The 24160-nt window shown below is 61.3% G+C and carries 20 protein-coding genes; 10 read left to right on the top strand and 10 right to left on the bottom strand.

Features of this window, described 5'->3' with window-relative positions:
* Window positions 1–167: 167 nt before the first annotated feature.
* Window positions 168–2129 carry a sigma 54-interacting transcriptional regulator gene (locus tag E4O98_RS11985; RefSeq protein ID WP_248135167.1) on the bottom strand — a complete coding sequence of 654 codons (1962 nt, stop codon included), beginning with the start codon at window positions 2127–2129 and terminating at the stop codon, window positions 168–170.
* Window positions 2130–2313: 184 nt separating this feature from the next.
* On the opposite strand from E4O98_RS11985, the gene E4O98_RS11990 reads away from it, so the two are divergent.
* The 3 genes from E4O98_RS11990 to E4O98_RS12000 are packed head-to-tail and all read left to right on the top strand — an operon-like array spanning window position 2314 to window position 5055.
* Entirely contained in the window at window positions 2314–3333 is a 1020-nt protein-coding gene (locus E4O98_RS11990) for a Gfo/Idh/MocA family oxidoreductase (protein WP_248135169.1), read from the top strand.
* Window positions 3330–4109 carry a TIM barrel protein gene (locus E4O98_RS11995; protein ID WP_223018451.1) on the top strand — a complete coding sequence of 260 codons (780 nt, stop codon included), beginning with the start codon at window positions 3330–3332 and terminating at the stop codon, window positions 4107–4109. Before E4O98_RS11990 ends, E4O98_RS11995 begins: the two co-directional genes overlap by 4 nt.
* 19 nt (window positions 4110–4128) lie before the next feature.
* A complete protein-coding gene (locus E4O98_RS12000) occupies window positions 4129–5055 on the top strand; it encodes a sugar ABC transporter substrate-binding protein (RefSeq protein WP_103735493.1) in 927 nt (308 codons plus the stop codon).
* A 59-nt stretch (window positions 5056–5114) separates the two neighbouring features.
* Here E4O98_RS12000 and yghU read toward each other — a convergent pair whose 3' ends face one another.
* Window positions 5115–5945: a glutathione-dependent disulfide-bond oxidoreductase gene (gene yghU, locus E4O98_RS12005; RefSeq protein WP_217882239.1), complete on the bottom strand. Its 831-nt coding sequence runs from the start codon at window positions 5943–5945 to the stop codon at window positions 5115–5117.
* Window positions 5946–5987: 42 nt separating this feature from the next.
* Entirely contained in the window at window positions 5988–7214 is a 1227-nt protein-coding gene (locus E4O98_RS12010; RefSeq protein ID WP_032880424.1) for an MFS transporter, read from the bottom strand.
* Between the two features lie 65 nt (window positions 7215–7279).
* On the opposite strand from E4O98_RS12010, the gene E4O98_RS12015 reads away from it, so the two are divergent.
* Together E4O98_RS12015 and E4O98_RS12020 are read left to right on the top strand one after the other, a co-directional pair.
* Window positions 7280–8266: an AraC family transcriptional regulator gene (locus E4O98_RS12015; protein WP_050549438.1), complete on the top strand. Its 987-nt coding sequence runs from the start codon at window positions 7280–7282 to the stop codon at window positions 8264–8266.
* An 85-nt stretch (window positions 8267–8351) separates the two neighbouring features.
* On the top strand, window positions 8352–8948 hold the full coding sequence (locus tag E4O98_RS12020) for a glutathione S-transferase family protein (protein ID WP_032880423.1): 597 nt from the start codon (window positions 8352–8354) through the stop codon (window positions 8946–8948).
* A 208-nt stretch (window positions 8949–9156) separates the two neighbouring features.
* Here E4O98_RS12020 and E4O98_RS12025 read toward each other — a convergent pair whose 3' ends face one another.
* Window positions 9157–9924, bottom strand: a complete 768-nt coding sequence (locus tag E4O98_RS12025) for an SDR family oxidoreductase (protein ID WP_032880421.1) — start codon at window positions 9922–9924, stop codon at window positions 9157–9159.
* A 137-nt stretch (window positions 9925–10061) separates the two neighbouring features.
* Between E4O98_RS12025 and E4O98_RS12030 the strand changes: the two genes are divergently transcribed.
* A complete protein-coding gene (locus E4O98_RS12030) occupies window positions 10062–11210 on the top strand; it encodes an aldose epimerase family protein (RefSeq protein ID WP_248135172.1) in 1149 nt (382 codons plus the stop codon).
* A 555-nt stretch (window positions 11211–11765) separates the two neighbouring features.
* Window positions 11766–12467 (top strand): sterol desaturase family protein, encoded by a 702-nt coding sequence (locus tag E4O98_RS12035; RefSeq protein WP_248135175.1) that lies wholly within the window; start codon window positions 11766–11768, stop codon window positions 12465–12467.
* 5 nt (window positions 12468–12472) lie between these two features.
* Here the strand turns inward: E4O98_RS12035 and E4O98_RS12040 are convergent, their stop codons facing one another.
* The 6 genes from E4O98_RS12040 to E4O98_RS12065 form a co-directional block, all read right to left on the bottom strand.
* Window positions 12473–13918, bottom strand: a complete 1446-nt coding sequence (locus E4O98_RS12040) for a hypothetical protein (RefSeq protein ID WP_103733848.1) — start codon at window positions 13916–13918, stop codon at window positions 12473–12475.
* 148 nt (window positions 13919–14066) lie between these two features.
* Window positions 14067–14447 carry a hypothetical protein gene (locus E4O98_RS12045; protein WP_032803630.1) on the bottom strand — a complete coding sequence of 127 codons (381 nt, stop codon included), beginning with the start codon at window positions 14445–14447 and terminating at the stop codon, window positions 14067–14069.
* A 2-nt stretch (window positions 14448–14449) separates the two neighbouring features.
* Complete coding sequence (locus tag E4O98_RS12050; protein ID WP_032880414.1) at window positions 14450–15445, bottom strand: hypothetical protein; 996 nt, start codon at window positions 15443–15445, stop codon at window positions 14450–14452.
* Between the two features lie 139 nt (window positions 15446–15584).
* Window positions 15585–16652, bottom strand: a complete 1068-nt coding sequence (locus tag E4O98_RS12055) for a lipocalin-like domain-containing protein (RefSeq protein WP_148853575.1) — start codon at window positions 16650–16652, stop codon at window positions 15585–15587.
* Window positions 16642–19104, bottom strand: coding sequence for an FtsX-like permease family protein (locus E4O98_RS12060; protein ID WP_248135508.1), 2463 nt, complete (start codon window positions 19102–19104; stop codon window positions 16642–16644). Before E4O98_RS12060 ends, E4O98_RS12055 begins: the two co-directional genes overlap by 11 nt.
* A 1-nt stretch (window position 19105) precedes the next feature.
* The gene (locus tag E4O98_RS12065; protein WP_248135178.1) at window positions 19106–19774 is read right to left on the bottom strand and encodes an ABC transporter ATP-binding protein; all 669 of its coding nucleotides are present in this window, start codon (window positions 19772–19774) and stop codon (window positions 19106–19108) included.
* A 273-nt stretch (window positions 19775–20047) separates the two neighbouring features.
* Here E4O98_RS12065 and E4O98_RS12070 point away from each other — a divergent pair, with 273 nt between their 5' ends.
* The 3 genes from E4O98_RS12070 (at window position 20048) to E4O98_RS12080 (ending at window position 24106) form a co-directional block, all read left to right on the top strand.
* The gene (locus E4O98_RS12070) at window positions 20048–20728 is read left to right on the top strand and encodes a histidine phosphatase family protein (protein WP_122733786.1); all 681 of its coding nucleotides are present in this window, start codon (window positions 20048–20050) and stop codon (window positions 20726–20728) included.
* A gap of 183 nt (window positions 20729–20911) precedes the next feature.
* Window positions 20912–22567, top strand: a complete 1656-nt coding sequence (gene arnT, locus E4O98_RS12075) for a lipid IV(A) 4-amino-4-deoxy-L-arabinosyltransferase (RefSeq protein ID WP_248135181.1) — start codon at window positions 20912–20914, stop codon at window positions 22565–22567.
* A gap of 21 nt (window positions 22568–22588) precedes the next feature.
* Window positions 22589–24106, top strand: a complete 1518-nt coding sequence (locus tag E4O98_RS12080; protein WP_248135183.1) for a glycosyltransferase family 39 protein — start codon at window positions 22589–22591, stop codon at window positions 24104–24106.
* The last annotated feature ends 54 nt before the right edge of the window (window positions 24107–24160 follow it).

The following is a 24160-nucleotide window of genomic DNA, read 5'->3' on the forward strand; positions in this document are numbered from 1 at the left end:
CGGCATTCCGGTCCTTCCAAAAGTGAGCCGCTGTAAGAGCGGAACCCTAAGTAGCCGTTACCGCAGGAATGGATATGTACTCGGTCTGATCCAACATCCTGGTCGGCTGTCAGGCCGCCATCGGGGGCAAGCCCCCTCCCACATTTAATCTGCACACGGGCAATCATTCACCGCCCGCGAAAATCCCCTGCATCCAAGCCAAACCGACCCATCTTGTTGTACAGCCCACCCCGCGACACGTTGAGTTGCCGGGCGGCCAGGCGAATATTGCCGCCCGTGTTGTTCAATGCAGCGACGATGGCATGCAGTTCATGGCTGCTCAGATCCTGCGCGGGCTGGGGCTGGTAAAGAGGCGGCATCGCCCGCTGCTGGGTTTCCAGCGGCAAGTCAGCCGGTTGGATCAACTCCCCCATCGCCAGGTTGGTCGCCCGCTCGATGGCGTTTTCCAATTCACGCACATTGCCCGGCCAGCCATGGGCTGACAGCAGCGCTAGCGCCTCCGGCGAGAAACCCTGCACTGGCTTACGCAACGAACGCGCACAGCGCTGCAGGAAATGCCGTGCCAACAGCGGGATATCCTCGCGGCGCATACGCAACGGCGGCACGGTGAGGTTCAACACATTGAGGCGGTAGTAAAGATCCTCACGAAACGCACCTTCGGCCACTGCCTGGCTCAAGTTGCGATGGGTGGCGGCGATGATGCGCACGTCCACTGGCCGCGAATTTTTCGCGCCCACGCGGGTCACTTCCCCCTCCTGCAACACCCGCAACAGGCTGACCTGGGCATCGAAGGACATGTCGCCAATTTCATCCAGGAAGATGGTGCCGCCATCGGCTAATTCAAACTTGCCCGCCGACCCACCTCGCGCCGAGCCGGTGAACGCGCCTTCGACATGCCCAAACAGTTCGCTCTGCACCAGGTCCCGGGGGATGGCGCCGCAGTTGACCGCCACGAACGGGCCGTTGCAACGCTCGCTGGCGTTATGAATGGCCTGGGCAAACAGCTCCTTGCCGGTGCCGCTTTCGCCGAGGACCAAGGTGGTGGCGTCGCCGCGACTGGCGATGCGCCCCAGGTGCAGCGCGTCCTGGATCGCCCGTGAGGTGCCCTGGATGGTGTCGAAGGTATAGCGCGCCTGAGTACCGATAAGGCGCCGGGTGATTTCGCGGATGCGGCGGTTTTCGCGCACCGACACGATCACCCCGCCCTGCTCCAGCGGGCATACCGAGACCAGGCAGGCGAGCGGGCTGCGGTCGTGCAGCTCAAAGGTGCAATCGAGGTCACGCACCGGCTCACCCAGCGCGTCGCTCAACTCACTGCGCCCCAGGCGCTGGAACGGACTGCCGATCAGCTCCAGCCCCACCCCGAACAACTGCCGCGCATAACGGTTGAGCGCCTTGATGCAGCCATGCTCGTCCAGCACCACCAAGCCTTCGTTCAGCACTTCGAGCACCGCTTGTTGTTCTTCCAGCAACACCTGCAGCGCCATCTGCCGCGACACCGCTTCGGCTGCCGCCTGGACGGTGCCCAGGGTATGGAAATGAAACCAGCCGGGCTCGGCGGTCAGCGTGAGCATGGCCAATGTCAGGCCCTGGGCATCCTTGATCGGCGCAGCGGCGCAGTGCATGCGGCGCTGGCGCAGGGCGCCGGCGAAGTTCTCCTCGGCCAACACGTACATCAGGCGATCTTCGGCCAGCGCCAGCCCGGTGCAGTTGGTGCCCTGTACCGATTCCAACAGGCGACTGCCCACCGGGGTGATGTCCAGCCCGCAGAAATACAGGGTGGTGCCCTCGGCATCGGTAAGGTTGATATGGCCGCGTGGGTTATAGGCCAGCAAGCCGTGCATGACCTGCGCGGCAGCGGCGATCAGTACGCGGTGATTGGCCAGGGTTGCCGCCAGCGCTTGGGCGGCCACGAAACGGTAGTGGCTGTGATCGGGATCGATCCTTGCCTCGAGACTGCGCCTCCACGAATCCCAGATGACCTGACGCACCTCGGCCGGGCGTTCGACCTGGCCGGACAGACACGCTCGCCAGCCCTGCTCCAACGCAGCGACGGGTCCGTCATTCAGCGCATCAGGTCCAAGGGCCGTGAGGTATTCGAGGTCTTGCACGCTGAATGTGAGGCTCATCAAGGTATCCATGTTCATATTTTTGACATGTCAGTATATACATGTCATCTGAATGAACACATTTTGTTTACTGATTTTAATAAACTATTAAAAATCAGTTAGTTATGAGTTGGCACACCCCTTGCTCTTACCTCTATGCCAGCCAGGACTGTCCTGCGGGCCAACAATAAAAAGGGGTCACTTCATGAGTACACAGAATATCCGCCTGGGCTTGATCGGTGCCGGTCGCATGGGCAGCTTCCACGGCCTTACGGCGGCGCGCCACATCCCCGGTGCCTGCCTCGCCGCCATCGCCGATCCTACCCCAGGCCAGGCCGCACGCCTGGCAGCAGAGCTGGGGGTGGACAAGGTCTACACCGACCCGCAACAGCTGTTGGACGACCCGGAGATCGACGGCGTACTCATTGCCGCCCCCGCCCGCAGCCACGCCGAACTGGTGATCAGCGCCGCCCGCGCCGGCAAGGGTATCTTCTGCGAAAAACCCATGGCGATCACCCTGGATGAAGCCGATCGCGCCATCGCCGCTGCCGCCGACGCCCGCGTGCCGTTGCAGGTCGGTTTCAATCGGCGTTTCGCCAAGAGCTTCCGTACCGCGCACCTCGATGTCGCCGCCGGCCGCATCGGTACGCCGCAGTTGCTGCGCTCGCTGACCCGCGACCCGGCACTGAACAACCCTGCCAACTCGCCGCAATGGGTGATCTTCCTGGAAACCCTGATCCACGACTTCGACACCCTGCGCTACCTCAACCCCGGCGCCGAAGCGGTGCAGGTGCATGTGATGGCCGACGCGCTGATCGCACCGGCGTACAAAAGCCAGGGTTTACTGGACACCGCCGTGGTCACGATCCGCTTCGACAACGGCGCCATCGCCACCGCCGAGGCCAACTTCCAGGCGGTGTATGGCTACGATGTGCGCGGTGAAGTGTTCGGCAGCCAAGGCATGCTGAGCATGGGCAGCCTCAATGACTGCGACCTGGTGCGCTACCTGGCCGAGGGCATCCAGGCCGACACCCAACGAATGGACACTGACCTGCTGCGCGAAGCCTACATTGCCGAGCTCAACCACTTTGTCGACTGCCTGCGCAGCGGCGCCAAGCCCTTGGCCAGCGGTGAGGATGCGCGCGCAGCCCTGGCAATTGCCCGCGCTTGCATCGAGTCGTACGAAACCGGCAAGTCTGTGGCCGTGCAAGGGGCGCGCCCATGATGCCGTTCAAATTAGCCGTCAGCGCCGAGATGGTGTTTCTCGACCTGCCCTTCATCGAACGGGTCAAACGTATCCACGCCCTTGGGTTCAGCGCCGAAATCTGGAGCTGGACCGACAAGGACATCGACGCCCTGGCCGCGACCGGCGCGGACTTCACCTCGATGACCGGCTACATCAGCGGCACCCTCACCGACCCCGAAGGCAGCCGCCAACTGCTCGACAGCGCCCGCGAATCCCTGGGCATCGCCGAGCGCCTCAATTGCCCCAGCCTCAACCTGCACGGCACCGGCCTGGGCGACGGCGGCTTGCCGGTGCAGCCGGTCAGCCAGACCACCGGACGCATGTGGCTGAGCGCCTGCAAGACCCTGGAAAAAATCGCGCGCCTGGGGGAAGACGCCAGCCGTGTGTTCCTGCTGGAAAACCTCAACACCGCCGTCGATCACCCCGGCACGCCGTTCGCCCGCGCCGACGAGACCCTGGCCCTGATCGAAGCCGTGGGCAGCCCGCATCTGAAGATGAACCTGGACCTGTACCACGCGCAGATCGGCGAAGGAAACCTGATCGAATTGATCCAGCGCGCCGGCGGCGCCATCGGTGAAATCCAGGTGGCCGACGTGCCCGGGCGCAAGGAGCCCGGCACTGGCGAAATCCACTACCCGGCGATTGCCCGCGCGTTGCACGCCATGGGCTACACCGGCGTGGTAGGCCTGGAGGGCTGGGCCAGCGGCACCAGCGAATTGGCCCTGGAGCGCTTCCGCCAGGCATTCACCCTATAACAATAAAAGGAACACCCTTATGCATCGTTATTCATTGCTAGTGGCCGCGCTGCTGGTGCTGTTCAGCCAATGGACTTTCGCCGCGTACCGCATTGGCGTGAGCATTGCCCGGGTCGACGATAACTTCATGACCTATGTACGTAGCGGCCTTGAGGCCGCAGCGAAACAGCAGGACGTGCAGATCCAGTTCGAAGACGCCCAGGGCGATGTCGTGCGCCAGCTCAACCAGGTCGAAGGTTTTCTCAACCAGAAAGTCGATGCGGTGATCGTGCTGCCGGTCGACACGGCTGCCACTGCCAACATCACCCGCGCCGCCGTGGCGGCCAAGACGCCACTGGTGTACGTCAACCGCCACCCGGATGAACGCACGCTGCCAAAGGGCGTGGTTACGGTGGCGTCCAACGACATCGAGGCTGGGCAATTGCAGATGCGCTACCTCGCGGAAAAACTCGGCGGCCAGGGCAACGTGGCGATCATCATGGGCGACCTTGCGCAGAACGCCACCCACGACCGCACCGAGGGCGCCAGGCAGGTGCTCAAGGACTTTCCCGGTATCAAGATCGTCGAGCAGCAAAGCGCCGAGTGGCAACGCAACAAAGGCATGGACCTGACCAGCAACTGGCTGCTGGCAGGCACGCAGTTTGATGCGATCGTGGCCAACAACGATGAAATGGCAATCGGTGCGGCCATGGCATTGCAGCAAGCGGGCAAGGCCAAGGGCCAGATTGCGATCGTCGGCATCGACGGTTTGCCCGATGGTTTGGCGGCGATCAAGCGTGGGCTGCTTGCTGCGTCAGTGTTCCAGGACCCCAAGGCCCAGGCGACCCAGGCGGTTCGAGCGGCGATCAAGATGATCAAGGGCGAACCGATTGAAGCCGAAGTGTGGGTGCCGTTTGAACTGATCAAACCTGAGCAGGTGGCGGTATTCGAACAGCGCTACAAGTAAACCGAAGCTAAGGAGATCCAAATGTGGGAGGGCAAGCCCCCTCCCACACTGGATCTGAATCAGTCCAGGTCACTCGCGTCATGCCGTTCGGGCAACTGCTCCTCACCCGACACCCTGTTCACCCGTCGCCCGCGCTGCACCGCCGGCCGGGCGTCAATTGCGTCGGCCCAGCGCAGCACGTGTTTGTATTCATGCACCGAGAGAAACTCCGCCGAGTCGCCGTACAAGCGGCCTTTGACCAGCCCGCCGTACCAGGGCCAGATGGCGATATCGGCAATGGTGTACTCATCGCCGGCGATGTACTCGCTCACCGCCAGGCGCTTGTCCAGCACATCCAGTTGGCGCTTGGCTTCCATGGCAAAACGGTTGATCGGGTACTCCATCTTGCTCGGCGCATAGGCATAGAAATGCCCGAAGCCACCCCCCAGGTAGGGCGCGCTGCCCATCTGCCAGAACAACCATGACAGGCATTCAGCCCGGGCCGCAGGCTCGCTGGGCAAGAACGCGCCGAATTTCTCGGCCAGGTACTGCAGGATCGCGCCGGACTCGAATACCCGAATCGGCGTGGCACCACTGTGGTCCATCAGGGCCGGAATCTTCGAATTCGGGTTCACCGCCACGAAGCCACTGCCGAACTGGTCGCCGTCGCCGATCTTGATCAGCCAGGCGTCGTACTCGGCGCCGGTGTGCCCGAGGGCCAGCAACTCTTCAAGCAGGATCGTGACCTTCTGCCCGTTGGGCGTGGCCAGGGAATACAGCTGCAGCGGATGCTTGCCGATCGGCAGCTCTTTATCGTGGGTAGCACCCGCGATGGGCCGGTTGATACTGGCGAAGGTGCCGCCGCTCTCGGTGTCCCAGGTCCAGACCTTTGGGGGTAGATAGTCAGCCATGCCACTGCTCCTCAGGGATTGTGATCAACGAAGCGTTCCAGACTAAACCAAAGACGGGTGGTGCGTCACACCGGCATCCCGGTCTTGTCGAGGCACCTGTACGCGCAGGGCGATAAGCAAGGCCGCGAGCAACATCAATACACCCGCACCCACAAATACCCCACCAATGCCGCTGACGCTGAACATCAACCCGCCACCGGCAGCCCCTGCGGCAATCGCCGACTGCACCGAAGCGACCACCATGCCGCCAGCACTTTCGGCCTGGTCCGGCACGGCACGGGCGACCCAATTGGACCATGCCACCGGTACACCGCCGAACGCCATGCCCCACAGCGCCAGGAGCAACGCCTGGCCCGGCAATGACACCGGCAGCCAGACCAGGGCCAGCGCCGCAATGCCTACCAGCACCGGCATCAACACCAACGTCCCACGCGGGTGGCGCACCAGCAGCCAACCGGCGAGCAAGGTGCCGACGAAATTCGCCACGCCGAAGCCCAGCAGCATCAGGGCCAGCCCTTGGGTATCGACGCCGGTGGTGCTTTCCAGGAACGGGCGAATATAGGTGAACAATGCGAAATGCGCGGTATGTACCAGCACGCAACCGAACATGCCCATGGCGATACCCGGGCGCAGCAGCACTTCCAGCACGGTACGCAGGCGCGCGGTACCATTGGGCACCAGGCGCGGCAGGGTGAACGCCTGGAACGCCAGGGTCACCGCACCCACGGCAGCCGCCGCGATAAACGCACTGCGCCAGCCATACAGGCCACCCAAGTAGCTGCCGAGCGGCACGGCGACCACGGTACCCGCCGCAATCCCGCTGAAGATGATCGACAGCGCCCGTGGCAGGGAAGCCGCCGGCACCAGACGCATGGCCACCGCCGCCGCCATGCTCCAGAAACCGCCCAGGGCGATGCCCAGCAGGATGCGCATCAACAGCAGTACGGTCAGGCTGGAAGACAACGCCACCAGCAGGTTGGAGGCGATCATCAGCGTGGAGAACCCCAGCAGCACCACGCGCCGGTCGATGCTTCGGGTCAGGCCGGGCACCAGCAAACCGGCAAACAACGCCACCACTGCCGTCACCGTCACGGCCTGGCCGGCGAGCGCCTCCGAGACACCCAGGTCCAAGGCCATGGGGGTCAACAAACTGGCCGGCAGGTACTCCGCCGTCAGCAAGCCGAACACCCCCATCGCCAAAGAAAACACCGCCAGCCAGGCCGGCTCCGTCACAATCCCGGCAGGGGCTTGGGCTGCATTGTCATTCATCACAGGTCATCCTCGGATCATTGGCAAGGCAGCCAGTCTAGGTTTGCCCGCCAGGATGATCTATGATGCAAACCCTTGAGTTTTTGACCGAAACCCCGAACATGACTGCCGCGCATGCTTTTACCCTGTCTTCCGACCTGATCAATGAGCTGCTGCGCGGCATGCGCCTGCGGGGCGTGCAGTACCGCCGCATCCAGGCCGGGCCGAGCTTCGGCATGGGCTTTGACGCCAAGCCCGGCCACGCCTATTTCCACTTTCTCGCGGCCGGCCATGCGACCTTGCGCGGCGAGGACGGCAACCTTTTCGAGCTGTCGGCGGGCAATGCGGTATTCATTGCCCATGGTGGCGCGCATGCACTGTTATCCGATGCGAGCGCCGGTGTGCACGATATCGGCGATTTCGACAGTGCACCGTTGGGGGATGCGGTCTGCGCCGTGGATGCCTCCCCTAATGCGACGCCCAGCACCTTGCTGTTCAGTGCCTGCATGGAGTTCGAACTTGGCAGTATCCAGGGGCTCGGCAACCTGATGCCGGCGCTGATGCTGATCAATGCAGGGGGCCAGCGTTACCCCGGCCTGATGCCGATCCTGGCGGTGATGGAACGGGAAGTCTCCACGGCCCGCATCGGCTTTGCCGGCATCCTGGCGCGCCTGGCCGATGTGGTGGCAGCGATGATCGTACGCGGCTGGGTCGAATGCGCCTGTGGCAACGCCTCGGGCCTGGTGGCGGCGCTACGCGACCCACGCCTGGCCCGCGCCCTCCTCGCCCTACACCAGCAACCGGGCCGCGACTGGAGCGTGGCGGAACTGGCCGCGCAGTGCCATACCTCGCGCTCGGTATTTGCCGATCGCTTCCAGGCCATCCTCGGCATACCGCCGTTGCGCTACGCTACGGAACTGCGCATGCGCCTGGCCACGCAGTGGCTGAGCCTGGAGCGCATGCCCATCGAAACCGTCGCGCAACGCCTCGGCTACACCTCCCAGGCGGCGTTCAGCCGTGCGTTCAAGCGCATCACCGGGCAACCGCCCGGGGCGGCCCGCAGTTCAATGTAGCGACCGCCCCTTCAAGCATTGCGCACCCTGATCATGAAGCCTTAATCTCGTCAGCCAATCACACCGCGAAAGCAATGGAGGCTGCATGAAACTGGTCGGAATGCTGGACTCGCCTTACGTACGCCGCGTGGCGATTTCCCTGGACTTGTATGGGGTGGAGTTTGTGCATGAACCGCTGTCGGTGTTCAGCACCTACGCGCAATTTGCCCAGATCAACCCCGTGGTCAAAGCCCCCTCCCTGGTGTTGGACGACGGGACGGTGCTGATGGATTCGAGCCTGATCCTCGATTACCTGGAAGCACTGGCGCCGGCTGACAAGAAGCTGCTGCCCCAACAACCGGCAGCACGCGCCCACGACCTGCAACTGCTCGGACTGGCCCTTGCCGCCTGTGAAAAGAGTGTGCAGATCGTCTATGAACACAACCTGCGCCCAGCCGAAAAGTTACATGCACCATGGATCGAACGCGTCAGTGGGCAATTGCTGGCGGCCTATGCCCTGCTGGACAAGCAACTGGCAGACAGTGAAGCGCTGACCCAGGCATCCATTACAGCAGCGGTCGCCTGGTCGTTCAGCCAGTTCACCGTGGCGTCGGTGGTGAAGGCGGATGCGTTCCCCAACCTGAAGCGCCATGCTGAACGCCTGGAACAGCATCCGGCGTTCAAACGCTACCCAATCGCCTAAGCATCGCAGTTCATATGTGGGAGGGGGCTTGCCCCCTTGACGGCCTGACAGCCGGCGCATCTCTACCTGACACCCCAGGATCTAAATGTGGGAGCTGGTTTGCCTGCGATGACGTCGGCCCAGCGAACATTGATGTGGGTTGACCCACCGCTATCGGGGGCAAGCCCCCTCCCACTCGCGATCTTCACAATTTTTTGGAACCGTGTTTCTACACCCAGCCGCCGTCAACGATAAAGTTTTGCGCCGAACACATCGCCGAGGCATCCGAGGCCAGAAACAGGGCCATATTGGCGATGTGTTCCGGCATCACACTGCCAGGCAGGCACTGGCTACGGGCGATCAACTCCCGAGCCGCATCATCCACCCACATGGCCAATTGTTTTTCCGTCATCACCCAGCCCGGCACCAGTGTGTTGACGCGGATATGGCTCGGCCCCAGCTCCCGCGCCAGGCCTCGAGTCATGCCGTGGGCGGCAGCCTTGCTGGCGGCGTACACCGGGTAGCCGGCAGAAGCCATCATCCAGCCGACCGAACCCAGGTTGATGATCGAGCCGCCACCCGCCTCTTTCATCATTGGCACCACCGCCTTTGCGGCAAAGAAGGCGTGCTTGAGGTTGACAGCGATCAACCGGTCAAACATTTGCGAGTCGATTTCTTCCAGACTGTGGCGCACGTCATTTGCCGCGTTGTTGACCAGCACCGTGATCGGCCCGAGGGAATGCTCGAAGCGCCGGATTGCCGCACCGTAGCCAATCTCATCGGTGATATCGCAGCACTCGAACTCGACGGTATGGCCCTTAGAGTTCAGCAGCGCCGCCAAGCGTTCACCCTGGCTTTGCGCGCGATCCACAAACGCCACTTTGGCACCCTGGGCGGCAAAGGCCCGCACCATGAATTCGCCAATCCCTGACGCCCCGCCGGAGATCAATACGCTCTTGCCCTTGAGGTCGGGATAAATGGCGTGTTCAGTACTCATAACGTAGTGCCTCGATCAATTAGTCTTATTTTATTTTACGAAATCGGCGTTAAAGGCTATAAATCTGCTGGATAACCGGTGAAATATCTCACATTAGTAGAACTATTCAACCCAAAAACAACAAAAGGAAGTTCGACATGAAGCACCCTCGATACCTGTTGTCCGGTCTGGCGCTGTCCATGCTGATCGCCAGCGGCGGCGCTCACGCCGCCGGCCTTACCAGCGAGCACAAGCCTTTCGGTAAAACCAATGACGGCACCGCCGTCGAACAGTACGTGTTGCGCAACAGCCATGGCATGCAAGCCACGGTAATTACCTACGGCGGTGTATTGCAGTCGCTGAAGGTGCCTGACAAAAACGGCAAGCTCGACGACGTAGTGCTGGGTTTCGATGACGTGCAAGGCTATCAAGGCGGTACTGCATTTTTCGGCGCAACCATCGGCCGCTTCGGCAACCGCCTGGCCGGCGGTGCCTTTGAACTCGACGGCAAACGCTACCAGGTGCCGCTCAACGACGGCCCCAACTCGCTGCATGGCGGCGCCCAGGGCTTCGACAAACAGGTGTGGCACGCCGAGCCCGTCAAGGACAAGGATTCGGTGGGCGTCACCCTCACCTACCTGTCCAGGGACGGTGAAATGGGTTTCCCCGGCAACCTGAAGACCGAAGTCACTTACCGCCTCAACGACAAGAACGAACTGCACATCGACTACAAGGCCACCACCGACAAACCGACGGTACTCAACCTCACCAATCACAGCTACTTCAACCTCGCCGGCGCGGGTAACGGCGACATTCTCAAGCAGGTCGCCACCTTGCACGCCAGCCACTACACGCCGGTGGATGCCACCTTGATCCCCACCGGTGAGCTGGCTCCGGTCAAGGGCACACCGATGGACTTCCTCAAGCCCACGCCTATTGGCCAGCACATCAAGGCGGACCATCCGCAGCTCAAATTTGCCGAGCCGAAACAAGGCGGGTTCGACTTTAACTGGGCCTTGGATACCAAAGGTGATGTGAAGCAGCTTGCTGCCCAGGTGCATGACCCTGAGTCGGGGCGGCGCTTGCAGCTTTACACCAGTGAGCCTGGGGTGCAGTTCTACACCAGCAACTTCCTGGATGGTTCGGTGAAGGGCAAAGGTGGCAAGACGTACCAGCACTGGAGCGGGTTTACCCTGGAGACCCAGCATTTTCCGGATGCGCCTAACCAACCCGGCTTTGCCTCAACTCGCTTGAATCCAGGGCAAACCTATATCCAGAACACCATTTTCAAGTTCACCGCCGATTAAAACTGTGGGAGGGCTACACCCCGATGAGCATGGGTATCTGCACAACTTGATAGCAACCGACGGTAACCACGATGCGAAGCGAGCCGCTCTTGATCTTGATCTGCTTTTGATCTCAGGCGCCCCGTTAAACCACGCTGGCCGGAATTCGACAGGGATTTGGGGGGTAAACCGGCAGGGATGCCGGTTTAGCCGCCCCGCGCCATGGATGGCGCGTGGCGGCGGCCCCCCAAATCCATGGCGGATTACGGGCACACCGAGCCTAAGCGAGGTGCCGAGTGGTGGGGCAAGAGCCCTTTGGTTACTTTGGGGCTCTTTTTTCCAAAGTGACCCGCTGTAAAAGCGGAACCAATATCAGCCGTTACCCAAATAACGGATATGTACTCGGTCTGATCCAGCATCCTGGTCGGCCCCGAGGCCGCCATCGGGAGCAAGCCCCCTCCCACAGGTCCGGCGTAACGCCAAAGTTGTGTAAATACCCATGCCCCCAGTAAAAGCTCGCACATTCCTCCCCACCCACTAAGCTCAATCTCGAACAAAAACAGCGAGCAGCCCGCCATGCCCCATCTCACCGAAACGTTCCGCAACCGCTACCGCGCAAACGTGAGTCGCCATTACAACCCCTGGCTACACGCCGCGTTCGTCCTCGGCTACGGCATCACCTGTATCATCCTGGCCTGGTCCTCCACCGCACAGATCACCGCCCTGCAGTGGCTGACGGTGCCCTTGACGCTGGTGTTCTTCAACCTGTGCATCTACCTCGTGCACCGTCACCTCGGCCATCACAAACACTCATTCGCCCGGCTGTTCTACGCGCGCCACACCGGCGATCACCACAGTTTCTTCACGCCCGGCCACATGACCTACGACAGCCCGCGTGACTGGCGCGTCATCCTGTTCCCCGCCTGGCTGATCGTATTGCACAGCCTGGCCATCACCCTTCCCGGCTGGTGGCTGCTCAAGCAACTGAACCCCAACGTGGCGGGGTTGTTTGCCGGGTGCATGATCCTCGGCTACCTGCTCTACGAGGTGTTCCACGCCTGCGAACACTTACCCGCTGAACACCCGGTGGCGCGCCTGCCGTGGATTCGCCAAATGCATCGCCTGCACGCCCTGCATCACCGTCGCGAGCTGATGCAGGGGCGCAATTTCAATATCGTGCTGCCGTTGATGGATTACCTGTTTGGCACGCTGCATTGGGAGCCGGCCACAAAAAAAGGGAGCAGCCCAGATGGACTGCCCCCTGCTTCACATTCCTAGATCAATCAGCGCACGATGGTCTGGCTGCAAATGTGGCCCAGGCTGACGTATTGGGTGATATTGCCGCCTACGCCCACACCCGGAAACTCCTTGAGCTCGATGCGCCAGCCACCTTCGTTGAACCAGGTTTCCCAGTTGTAGGTCTGGCCCGACGCGCTGTCCGGGTACCGCACTTTATAGTCGCCGGAGCAAGTGCCCAAGGCGACATTGCCCGAAGCTGCACCCGTGATGCCGGTCTTGGCCTCATAGTTGACCCAGTTGTAAGTTGCACCAAAGTGCTTGTCGACCCGCAGCACTGGGGTGACCCCGCGCAATGGCTCACCGGTGCTGTCCGACCATTGGGTGCTCCAGCTCAGATTGCGGGCTGCCTGGGTGGCCAGCTGGAAGATCGAGCTGGGAATGCGCACTACGTTATCGCCGTTCACGTTGTGCTGGTTCAAGCGAGGCGCCGAACCCAGGGTCAACTTGTACTGGGCCTGAGGGTTCAACGCCACCGCCGGGTTCGCCCGCACACGTACCTTGACCGTGTAGCCCGGCGTCAGGTTCGGATAGGTGGAGGTGGAATCCGGCTGAATCACTACCCAGTTATTACCGTCGAAACGCTCGAAGATCCACTGGTTGCGCGTACCCGCACCATCATCACCCAGGAACATGCCGACACCCTGGCCACGCAGCGACGTGAAGGAGAAGTAATCCACATCATTGACGCTGTCGAGGTTACCGGTTACCTGGTTCAGCGCATCCGGCAGGGCAAACGCGGTTTGCTCGGTATCGTTGGGCTCGTAGGCATCAATGTTGCTGTCTACCGCCACGCCGAAGCTGAACTGCGAGTTGCTCGCGGCATTGGCCACCATGAACCAGTAGTAGTCACCGGCCGGCAATACACCGTTGAGGTACTCATCGGCATTGCCGGCGTTATCAGACGTGCCCAACGGGGTCAGATTACCCTGCCCGTCATCGTGGAACAGGGTCAGCGACATGTCGGTGCCGACACTCTGGTTCAACAACTGCACCTGAATTCGCGCATTCTTCGGCAGGTTGAAGTGGTAGGCGATCTGCGCGCCGGTCTCCACCCCGGTCAGCGTGTAAAGGGTGTTGATATCCAGAGTTGGAAACAGCGGAGTGAAGGCAGCAACCGCCGCTTCCTTGAGTTTCGCCTGATCGGGCTTTACCAACTCGCCTACCTTGGCATCAACCACCGCATTACTGGCAATTGCCTTGACGGCTGACACCTTGGGCTTGCCGGCCTTGGCTGCATCGAGCTTTTGCTTGAGTGCGTCCGAGACAATGGCCTTCTCTACTGTGCCACCTTGTTTCAACGCTTTGTCCACGGCCTGCTTGACCGTCTGCGCACTGAGCTTGGGAGGGGTTTGCTCGGCCAGGGCAAAGGCCGAAACAAAGCAGGAGGCCATCATGGCCGCGCCTAGCATAAGGGCTTTTTTCGATTTCATTTTTTATCCATCCATAGTTAAAAAATTGAAGCTCAGGTGACCGGTGACATCCGGTCACCTGGGATGGACTGTAGGACAATACTGTATTTATGTACAGTATTTTAACAAAATATGTGCTCCTGGCTTGTTACGCGAGTGAGCCCTCCTTCTATGGAATTGGGATATCGCACCACCTGCGCCAAACCTCCCATACAACCATTTGGATGATACAAATACTCGCGAGGCGATACGGCCACAAAGCCCAGCGCCTCAGCGTCAAGGGAACAGATGCCAGCTCAGCTTCGGTCACAAGGCCGGCTTTGAGATAAGCCTTAGGCCCTGACAGGATATCGACCATCAGGCTCATGCGATGATACCTGTCGATCATCCGATTTCTTTTCCAGAAACGCTTATGTAGACGAACCTTCTCGTTCTCACTGAAGTAACTTTCCAGCTCATCCAGCTTTGCGTATTCAGCAAACACTATCAGTCCCAAGACGACACCCGACCCAGCGAGCCACACAATGGTATATACAAGAAAAGGGGACATCGTTATGTCCCCTCGGGTTGGAATATCAGATCGCCGTCGATTTCCATGACTCTTCCGCCTACAAACGCACCACCCTCACCAAAAAAAGAGCCTCCCGCAGACCCGCCAACAGCCCCTCCGATAATTCCACACGCCAGTTCACCGTTGCCTTTCAGTGAAATACCTAATGCAATCCGGCATGCACTGCGAGCAATATTTGCAGCAGGCTTGCCCACAAGAGCAGCGCCTAATACTCCAGCCATCAACCTCCCCGTCTCCACATATTTCGCTCTTTTGCATTGCACCTCCCTTCCCACCACACACGCCTCCCTGATTTCCAAACCCGCCACGCCTACATCCATAGCCAGCCCCACATAAGTCCCATTCCCCAGCCATTTCGAAGCCTGCGCAACTGCCCCGATCCGCTGTGCATACCCTGCTATTTCGCCTTTATGCAGGTAGCTCTTGGTTGAAACGCCAAGCACCTTTTTCAATGACTGATTCCCCCTCAGCCCTGTCCCAAACCGCGCTGCACCTTGCAGTTGCCTATCCAGGTTCCCGAACAGCATCTGCCGTTGTCGAACAAACTCAACCCGGTCCAAGCCACCCCCTTTCAACCGCTGATGTAACTGTTCAATCGACTCGAGCGTAAGCACCACCTCATCCAGATGTCGCCCCCACGCAGATGTCGCACCCCCCACGCCTATCGAGCCATACCCCAACAGGCTCTGCAGCAGGTCATAGTCATTGATCACTGCTGGCCCAGCCGACGCATCCAGTGCCAGTCCTCGGTGAATTTCCTCGGCATAGCGCATCAACCAGGCTTCTTCGGCACTGCAAGTTACGCTGTAATTATCAGGAATAATCACCAACTGTCCTGGCGTCACCAGCTTATGGCGCAGGTGCCGATTCAACACATCGAAATGATCAGAGCGCTGCCGATTCAACGCCCCACCCATTAGCCTGGACTTCAAACTGAGGTAGTCCGTGGTGCGGTCGTTGAGGTATGCCTGCGCCATGCCTTACATCTCGAATGCCATGAAGATGGCATCGAAATATAAGCAAGCGCCTACAGCCCGGACACAAGCAGGCGGGGGTCAAACAATACGTTTGGGAAGTTGCCTACACAGCAAAAGATAAGCGCCTACGGAAGACGCCCTAATACCCCGTCATCTCCAAATACCCCACCCCACCCTCGAACTTCACCGGCCCTTCCCAGTAGGGAATCCCCAGGTTCATCCACGCTTTCGGATTGACCGCCTCGGTGGTGATGTCCAGGTGTTTGCCGGGGATCTTCAGCGACCAGCGCGTGGGAATGCTGCGCCCGTCAATCTCGGTTCTGGTCAGCGGCGCCAGTTGAATATCTGCGTTGTGCAGGGTCTCGGTGCGGCCCTGGGCGTCGATCCAGGTTCCGGTGAGGTACCCGCCGCCGTCTTTGTCTCGCACGCGAAAGAGCATCAGTTGCGCGCCCCGGTCCAGGTGCAGGGAGAACCAGTCCCAGCCGGTCTGGCTGGCGGCCAGGGGTTGGCTGCTCCATTCGCGGTCGAGCCAGGCCGAGCCGCTGACTTCGTACGTCTGGCCGTCGATACTGATGCTGCCGGTGGCGTTGAAAAACGGCTGGCTGTAGTAGTACGACGCCTGGCCCTGGTCGGATTTGCGGCTGTAGCCGTTGTCGCCTTGCAGCACCAACGGGCGGCTGGAGGTCAGTTGCAGGTCGTAGGCGAATTGCCCGCCACTGGCCTTGAGTTGCATATCGGCCAGAGCGCTAGTGGCGCCTGGGCGGGTGGCGAAGTTCCAGTCGTCGATCCAGGCGTTGAACGGCAACGCTTGCGCTCCGGCCTGGCCGACGCCACCACGGGCGAAGCGTTCGGCGGCGTAGTGGTGGGTGGCGCTGGTGACGGCGGCGTGGCCGAGCCAGATGGTGGAGTCGCGCCAGCCTTGCTGCATCGGCCCGGCATTCACGGCGTTGCGAAACAAGGTCCATTGCACGCCGAACACATTGCCCTGGGCATCCTTGAGGTTGGCGGTGACGTACCACCATTCGATGCGAAAGCCTGGGTGCGGGCCGTGATCTTCGGGGAAGCTGAAGACTTTACCAGGGGCCACTTGGGCAAACTCCGCCGCATCGCTGCCCAGCCCGGCGAAGCTTTCCTCGGGTGCAGGCGGCTTGTCACAGGCACTCAACAGCAGCAGCAACACCCCCCACCCCAACGCTTTAATCTTCATTTGCAAAGGTCCTCAACAAATCCGCCGGGCGGCTGCGGTAGAGCTGCCATAGCGGCCAGGCCGAGGCTAGCAATGTCGCAAGCAACGCCAGCCCCATCAACTGTGCAAGCTGCCCGGGGAATACCTGCAACGGCAGGCGCCAGCCGAACGCCTGGACGTTGATCACCGCATCCAGGCACCACGCCAGCAACAGCCCCAACGGCAACGCAAGGACCAGCGTCAGTACCGCCAGCAGCCAGGTCTGGCCAAGGTTGAGCAGCATCAGTTGGCGGCGTGTCACCCCCAGCGCCCACAACGGCGCAAGTTGCCCGAGGCGACTCTGGCTCTGGGTCAGCAGGCTGATGAACAATGCCACGCCCGCCACACCCAGGGTCAGACTGTTCAACGCAGCAGTGGCGGCGAAGGTGCGTTCGAAGACCTGGCTGGACCACCCCTTGAGTTGTTGTTGATCGACGATACGGCTGTCTTCCAGGGCAAACTCGCGCTGCACTTCACCCACCAGCGGCTGCACATCCTGGGGCGCCACGCGCAGGTTGAATCGCACCGGTGACAGCGTCGGCCAATGAGCCAACAGGTGCTTGGCGTTGACCAGCAGATGGCCCTTGGGGTTGCCATAGTCGGCGTAGATTCCGACGATTTCCGGTGCCCATGTGCCCTGCGGGGTGGGGACTTGAACCCTGTCGCCCAGGCGCACGTTCAAGCGCCGCGCCAACTGCTCGCTGAGCATCACGCTATCGTCTTGCAGCAAGCGGTCCCAGGGTGTGCTCGTCGCCTCCAGCAACGGCCAGTGCTGACGATAGGTGGGGTTGTCGACCACACCAAACAGCTCCGCCGGCCAGCCTTGCAACTGCACCGCGACCTGCCAGCTGGGCAGCACCGCCTGCACCAACGGCTGCTGTGCCAACCATGTGTGCAGTTGCTGCGCCTGAGCCGGATTTTGCGGGTTGAGGTAAAGCTCGGCGGTCAGGCGTTGTTCCAGCCAGTGGTTGAAGGTCTGGCGAAAACCCGAGGTCATGGAGCTTGCGCCAATATTGGCCGCCAGGGCCAGCAACAGCGCCATGAGTGCCAGGCTCAAGGCTGGCAGTTGCTGGCGACAGTCGGCGAGGAACCACTGGCCCAGTACCGAACGACTGCGCCCCAGCACGCCGTTCAACAGCGCATTGAGCAACACCGGCAAACCCAGTGCAGCGCCCAGCAGCAAGGCCGCCATCAGCACGAATCCGGCGGCCAGGCTGTTGCCCAACTCCAGGGCCAGCAGTGCAATGAGCAGCGCCGCAACCGCCACCCAACCCTGGCGCCGCAACCAGCGCCCGTGGGCCTCATGCCAGGCTTGTGCATTGGCCAGCGCCAGCAACGGCAAACGCGCCGCACGCCACAGGCTGCTGGCCCCTGCGAGCAAGGCGCCGAGCAGGCTCAAGCCCAGCCCTGCAAGCCACCACCCCGGGCTCAAGCTCAGTTGACCTGCCACTTCGGCTCCGTACAGGCCGCGCAAGCTGGCGGCGACGTCCGGCAGCAACAGGCTGGCCAGCAGGTAACCGCTGGCGACCCCGAGTACACCGCCCAGCAATGCCAGAACGCCCAGTTCGACACCCAGGCTCAGGATCAGCATTCGCGCACTGACCCCGCAGGCACGCAAAGTGCGCAACAAACCCCGCCGTTGTTCCAGGGCCAGGCCGATGGCTGCGTGCACGATAAACAACCCGACCACGAAGGACAAAAAGCCCAAGGCGTCGAGGTTCAGATGAAAGCTTTCGGTGAGACGTGAGAGGTTGTTGTCCTCGCCCTGCTTGAGTTGCAACCCGGCAGGCGCTTGGGGATGGCGAGCGGCGAAGGCGTTGTCCAGCAGCAAGCGCGACAACCGCCCCTGCATGTTCAGCAAGGGTTGGGCAAAACCGATATCGGTAAGCAGCATACCGGGGGCCATGTCCGGCTGAACCTGCAATGGCGGCAAGCGCTGCCCGTTGGCCGTCAGCGGTTGTTCGCCTGCGTGCAAACCGAGCGCCTCCAAGGTTTGCGCGGCAACCCAGGTACGCCCCGGCGCCTGGAAAAACGCCAGCATCTGCGCCTGGCTCAAGCGCTGCCCGGCCACGCTGCCGCTACCGGGTAACGATACCGGCTCAATGCCCATCAATTGCAGCCGTTGCGCTTCATGCCCCTTGAGTACCACCCGCCCCTGCACCACCGGTGACACCGGCCACCCGGCGCGGCGCAACTGCGCAAACAGCGCTTGGGGGAAGGCGGCACCATCCGGTGCGCTCAGGCTGGCCTGCGGTTCGCCGCCGATCAATTGGCTGGCGCGCGCATAGCCGTCCCGTGCCTGGCTGTTGAGCGCCTGGACGCCCGTCAATAATGCGGTAGCCAGCCACAGGCCGGTCAGCACACTGAAAAACTGCACCGGGTGACGGCGCCAGTGACTCAACAACGCACGCAACGCCCAGCAGAACACCGCCATCTCAGCGCGCGTCCATCGGTACGACACGGCCATGGTGCAGCAGCACCTGCTGGTCCAGGCGTGCGGCCAGGCGTGGGCTGTGGGTAACCATCAAGAGGCTGGTAGGGCTGTCCTGCAGCAGATCCAACAGCAACTGCAGCACCTCATCGCTGGTGGTTTCGTCGAGGTTGCCGGTGGGCTCATCGGCCAACAGCAAACCCGGACGCGAGGCCAGCGCCCGCCCTACCGCCACCCGCTGCTGCTGCCCGCCGGACAGTTGCTCCGGATAACGCTTGAGCAAATCACCCAGCCCCAGGCGCTCCACCAACTGCGCCTGCCAATGCGGATCGAAACGCCCCGCCAGGCGTGCCTGGAATGCCAGGTTGTCCTCCACACGCAAGCTGCCGATCAGGTTGAACTGCTGGAACACCAGGCCGATTTCGGTACGGCGCCAATGGGCCAGTTGCCCTTCGCTGAGCTGGTCCAAGCGCTGCTCGCCAATGCGGATGCTGCCGCCGTCGACCCGGTCCAGGCCGGCCACCAGGTGCAGCAAGGTGCTTTTGCCACTGCCCGACTCGCCCATCAGCGCCAGACTGCTGCGCGCCCCCAGGTACAGGTCGACACCGGCCAGCACGGCCAGCGGACCTTGGGGAGTGGCGTAGTGTTTGATAACCCCTTGTACCTGCAACATAGGAACGCTCATTTGAAGGACTGCCAACGAGAATAACGGCTGAGGGTGATGCCCACGCAAATTTTTCACATGGATTTCACCGCCTGCCCATCCGCGACACTTTAAAGTGCGCTCCCAGTGGTGATAACCCGCAACTTGTTAGTTACTAATTTTCACACTTTTTACGACGCTAATGTTCAGCAAAAAGACAGCAGTACTGTGACAGGCTGCTGCTCCACAACGGGCGATCGTCCATTAACTGCACTTGTTATAAACATAATTAAAGGGCCGAGGGTGAACAGCGTGGCAGACATGATCCTGGCCAATCCAAAACCCAAATGGGCAAGGTTGAAGCGCCTGAAAAAATACCGCCTGCCTGTGCTGGGCATCGGCGTAATCGGCCTGCTGCTGACAGGTTTTCTGTTGTGGCCGTCTTCCCCGCTTGATCTGGGTGTCGGCAATCGCCTGGTCACCTCCGGGGTGCTCGCCAGTTGGCGCCAGGGCGACCTGGTGGTACTGGTGCGTCATGAAGAACGCTGCGACCGCTCGACAAATCCTTGTTTCGGCCCTGCCAGCGGCCTCACGATCCAGGGCACGCAACGCGCGACCGAGCTGGGCAAAGCCTTTGATTCATTGGGTATGGAGGCCACCGACGTGCTGAGCAGCCCGACCACGCGCACTGCCCAAACCTCGCTGTTCATGTTCGGCAAGACCGAGCTGTCCCCTGGCCCGCTCGCCATTTGCGGGGATGCCATGGCGGAGGAAATCCTCAGCCATAAACAGCCGGGTCGCAACCTGATGTTGATCACCCACAGCGCCTGCATGAGCGACTTCCAGACGAGCCTGGGCTTTCCCCATGCCGCAGCGGCCGAATATGGCAGTGCGCTGTTCGTCAAGGTATTGCCCAACGGCAAACTTGAGGCAATGGGCACTCTGAAAATCCAGCAATGGGCCGCAGTAGTTAAACAACTTTAATTACACTTATTTACATATCCAGCAGCTGTTACGTTCAGCAAAACGACAGCCCTGTTCTGGCATGTTCAGTTGCGCCTCTTAGTTAGGTTCCCCCCTCATTGATTCAGTGAACATCACGATGCTCGGCCCGATTAATTCAATACTCTTCCTGCACCTGTTTGAACGTCATGGAGCGACGTGCTCATGACCCGCTTGAGCCCTCTGCCCTGGTTAATCCTGGGCTTTGCCGTTTTTTTCTTGCTGCCCCTGGGCTTTCACGGCCTGTGGATTCCGGATGAAACCCGTTATGCCCAGGTCAGCCAGGAAATGCTGATGAGCGGCAACTGGGTAGCGCCGCACTTTATGGGCGTGCGTTATTTCGAAAAGCCCGCCGCGGGCTATTGGCTGATTGCCCTGGGCCAGGCGGTGTTTGGCGAGAACCTGTTCGGCGTGCGTATCGCCTCGGTCCTGGCCACGGCGCTGAGTGTGCTGCTGGCCTACCTGATCGCGCGGCGCTTGTGGAACGACCCACGTAAAAGCTTCGCCTGCGCCCTGCTCTACATGAGCTTTGGCTTGGTGGCCGGGCAAGCCGGGTATTCCAACCTTGATCCGCAATTTACCTTGTGGGTCAACCTGAGCCTGGTCGCCCTGTGGTTTGCTCTCGACAGCCCCACCTTAGGTGGGCGTCTGGGTTGCTGGGCCTTGTTGGGGCTGGCGTGCGGCATGGGGTTCATGACCAAGGGGTTTCTGGCATGGCTGCTGCCGGTATTGGTCGCGGTGCCTTACCTGATCTGGCAGCGCCGCGTCGGTGAGTTGCTGCGCTACGGGCCGGTGGCGATTATGGTCGCGGTACTGGTTTGCCTGCCGTGGGCATTGGCGATCCATGTGCGGGAACCGGATTACTGGCGCTTTTTCTTCTGGCACGAACACATTCGCCGCTTCGCCTCCGACAATGCGCAACATGCGCGGCCGTTCTGGTTCTTCCTGCCGATCATGGTCGTGGCGTGTCTGCCGTGGGCCGCATTGCTGCCGACAACACTGTGCAAGGCCTGGAACGAAAAACGCCAGCCGGCGATTGCCTTTCTCGCCCTGTGGTGGCTGCTGCCCCTGGGCTTTTTCAGCCTGAGCAAAGGCAAGTTGCCGACCTACATCATGCCCTGCCTGCTGCCCCTGGCGCTGCTGATGGGCCACGGCTTGATCGACCTGATCAAGCAAGGCAAGGCACGTACGATTGTGATCAACGGCGCGGTCAATTTCGTTCTCGGCATGGCGGCCATGGTCGGGCTGATTTACCTACAAATCACCGACCCGCTGTACGGCAACAGCCACGCCGAGATGTTCAGCCTGTCCCTGGCTTTTATCGTGCTGCTGGGCTGGATCCTCGCCAACCTGTTGCAAGCGGTGCGCCCGCTGACGTTGTGGGCGATGCCGGCGCTGGGCATTGGCTTGCTGGTAGCCCTGCTGCCGGCGGGAATGCCGCAGTTGATAGCGGATAACGAAATGCCCGACCAGTTCGTGCTTGAGCACCTGGACGAACTGCAACACACCCGTGCTTTGCTGAGCAACGAACTGGGCCTGGCATCGGCATTGTCATGGCGCCTGCGTGAGCCAGAGGTGGCGTTTTACGGCACCGAGGGCGAGCTGCGCTACGGCTTGCATTACGAAGAAGCGGCGCACCGCAAGGTCACACTCGACAACGTGCAAGCCTGGTTGGCCGAAGCCCGCGAGCGAGGTTCGGTGGGCGTGCTGATGCGGGTCCGCAGCACCAGCGAGCACCGCGAAGAAGGGCAATTGCCGCCCGGCGGCAAGCGCTATCGCAAGGGCAACCTGGTACTGACGATTTACCCCCAACAACCTTGATCGCCTTTGCAGGAACAGCCCATGAGCCTATGGAAAACCGAACGCGGCGCCCTGGTTTTACTGCTGGGCGTCTCGGCCTTGCTTTTGCTGCTGGGCCTGGGCAGCCGCGACCTATGGGGGCCGGAGACGCGCTGGGCCAACATCGCCTTGCAGATGCTGCAAAGCGGTGATTACTTCGACCCGTATCTCAAAGGCACGCCGTATTACGACAAACCCCTGCCCTCCTACTGGCTGATCACCGGCTTCGCCAGCTTGATGGGTGGCCTTGGCCCGTGGTCGTTGCGTCTGTCATCGGTGATTGCAGCGTGGCTGAGTATCTGGCTGGTGTACCTGATCGGCGAACGGCTGTTTCGCAAAGGCACAGGCTTGATCGCCGGCTGGATGCTCGCCACCACCTTCTACTTCCTGTTCTGGGCCAGGGTCGCCACGGCCGACGTGCTGACCGTGTGCGGCGTGCTGGCAGCCGTGTGGTGGTATTGGCGCGGACCGGAAGACACCAGGCTTGGGCGCTACACGGTGTTTTTCCTGTTGCTGGCAGCGACGTCTCTGTTCAAGGGCTTGATCGGTTTTGTGCTGCCTGGGCTGGTGCTGCTGCCGCACCTGCTCAGCCAGCAGCGCTACAAACGCCACCTCAATCTGCGTCTGCTGTTGGCCATGCTGATCGCCGCGGCGTTTTACGCGATTCCTTTCGTACTGTCCCAGCGCTACGGCGCGCCCTCTTATGGCGAGAGCGGTCTGGCGTTGGTGTTCAGGGAAAACGTGGTGCGTTTCTTCGACCCCTTCGATCACATGGGGCCGATCTACACCTACCTGATCTACCTGCCGGTCTACACCCTGCCCTGGGCCCCCTGCTGGCTACTGGGCCTGTGGCTGGCGGTGCGGCACTGGCGCCACACCCCACCCAACGTGCGCTGGCTGGTGTGGGGCCTGGGCCTGTTGTTTGCATTCTTCACCGCCAGCGGCAGCCGCCGCAGCTACTACGTACTGCCGCTGGTGCCCTTTGCCCAACTGCTCGCCGCCTGGTGGCTGAGCGAACGCCTAAAGAAAAAACCGGCGAGCTGGCCGCGCTGGCAAAAAGGCTTCGGCATCAGCGCAGGCCTGCTCTTGCTGGTGCTGGGTGTGATCTACCCCTGGACTACCGGCAACGGCGGCGTGACCCGCTTCGCCGAGGATGTGCAAGCCCAAGCCGTGAAAAGCGCACCATGGGACCAATGGCAAATGGTGCTGGTGGAGGTCGACAACAAGCTGCCCATGTACCTGCAAAACCACGGCAGGCCCTTCTACTACGTCAGCGAAACCCAGGACTACCCCCGCCAGGGCAACAGCGCCGCGTTCATGGCCTGGCTGGAAAAGACCAGCGGCCAAAGGTTCGATCCGCAACACACGATTATCATCGCGCAGTATTCCAGGGAAGACCCGATGCCGCTGGCGTTTCTGGGCGTGGATCATCGAGTGGTCACTACGCAATCGGATAATGGCGAGCGCTTGTTTCAGAAGCGTGAGGGAGGGAGCGTGGCGTTTGTTCCGATGCCACGCTGAGAATCGAAGAGGTGCTGTTTGCAAAGGCTTGGCGTGAGCCCCCTACGGGGTGCA

The organism is Pseudomonas sp. W2Jun17 (assembly GCF_023127795.1).
GTDB lineage: Bacteria > Pseudomonadota > Gammaproteobacteria > Pseudomonadales > Pseudomonadaceae > Aquipseudomonas > Aquipseudomonas synxantha_A.

What these genes read in the sequence shown, in the direction of transcription:
- E4O98_RS12050 (WP_032880414.1), bottom strand. Translation starts at nt 15,445, where the DNA reads ATGGCGCAGGCATACCTCAACGACCGCACCACGGACTACCTCAGTTTG.
- E4O98_RS12035 (WP_248135175.1), top strand. Translation starts at nt 11,766, where the DNA reads ATGCCCCATCTCACCGAAACGTTCCGCAACCGCTACCGCGCAAACGTG.
- E4O98_RS12010 (WP_032880424.1), bottom strand. Translation starts at nt 7,214, where the DNA reads ATGAATGACAATGCAGCCCAAGCCCCTGCCGGGATTGTGACGGAGCCG.
- E4O98_RS12015 (WP_050549438.1), top strand. Translation starts at nt 7,280, where the DNA reads ATGCAAACCCTTGAGTTTTTGACCGAAACCCCGAACATGACTGCCGCG.
- E4O98_RS12065 (WP_248135178.1), bottom strand. Translation starts at nt 19,774, where the DNA reads ATGTTGCAGGTACAAGGGGTTATCAAACACTACGCCACTCCCCAAGGT.
- E4O98_RS12030 (WP_248135172.1), top strand. Translation starts at nt 10,062, where the DNA reads ATGAAGCACCCTCGATACCTGTTGTCCGGTCTGGCGCTGTCCATGCTG.
- E4O98_RS12040 (WP_103733848.1), bottom strand. Translation starts at nt 13,918, where the DNA reads ATGAAATCGAAAAAAGCCCTTATGCTAGGCGCGGCCATGATGGCCTCC.
- E4O98_RS11995 (WP_223018451.1), top strand. Translation starts at nt 3,330, where the DNA reads ATGATGCCGTTCAAATTAGCCGTCAGCGCCGAGATGGTGTTTCTCGAC.
- E4O98_RS11990 (WP_248135169.1), top strand. Translation starts at nt 2,314, where the DNA reads ATGAGTACACAGAATATCCGCCTGGGCTTGATCGGTGCCGGTCGCATG.
- E4O98_RS12060 (WP_248135508.1), bottom strand. Translation starts at nt 19,104, where the DNA reads ATGGCGGTGTTCTGCTGGGCGTTGCGTGCGTTGTTGAGTCACTGGCGC.
- E4O98_RS12045 (WP_032803630.1), bottom strand. Translation starts at nt 14,447, where the DNA reads ATGTCCCCTTTTCTTGTATATACCATTGTGTGGCTCGCTGGGTCGGGT.
- yghU (WP_217882239.1), bottom strand. Translation starts at nt 5,945, where the DNA reads ATGGCTGACTATCTACCCCCAAAGGTCTGGACCTGGGACACCGAGAGC.
- arnT (WP_248135181.1), top strand. Translation starts at nt 20,912, where the DNA reads ATGACCCGCTTGAGCCCTCTGCCCTGGTTAATCCTGGGCTTTGCCGTT.
- E4O98_RS12020 (WP_032880423.1), top strand. Translation starts at nt 8,352, where the DNA reads ATGAAACTGGTCGGAATGCTGGACTCGCCTTACGTACGCCGCGTGGCG.
- E4O98_RS12055 (WP_148853575.1), bottom strand. Translation starts at nt 16,652, where the DNA reads ATGAAGATTAAAGCGTTGGGGTGGGGGGTGTTGCTGCTGCTGTTGAGT.
- E4O98_RS11985 (WP_248135167.1), bottom strand. Translation starts at nt 2,129, where the DNA reads ATGAGCCTCACATTCAGCGTGCAAGACCTCGAATACCTCACGGCCCTT.
- E4O98_RS12080 (WP_248135183.1), top strand. Translation starts at nt 22,589, where the DNA reads ATGAGCCTATGGAAAACCGAACGCGGCGCCCTGGTTTTACTGCTGGGC.
- E4O98_RS12025 (WP_032880421.1), bottom strand. Translation starts at nt 9,924, where the DNA reads ATGAGTACTGAACACGCCATTTATCCCGACCTCAAGGGCAAGAGCGTA.
- E4O98_RS12000 (WP_103735493.1), top strand. Translation starts at nt 4,129, where the DNA reads ATGCATCGTTATTCATTGCTAGTGGCCGCGCTGCTGGTGCTGTTCAGC.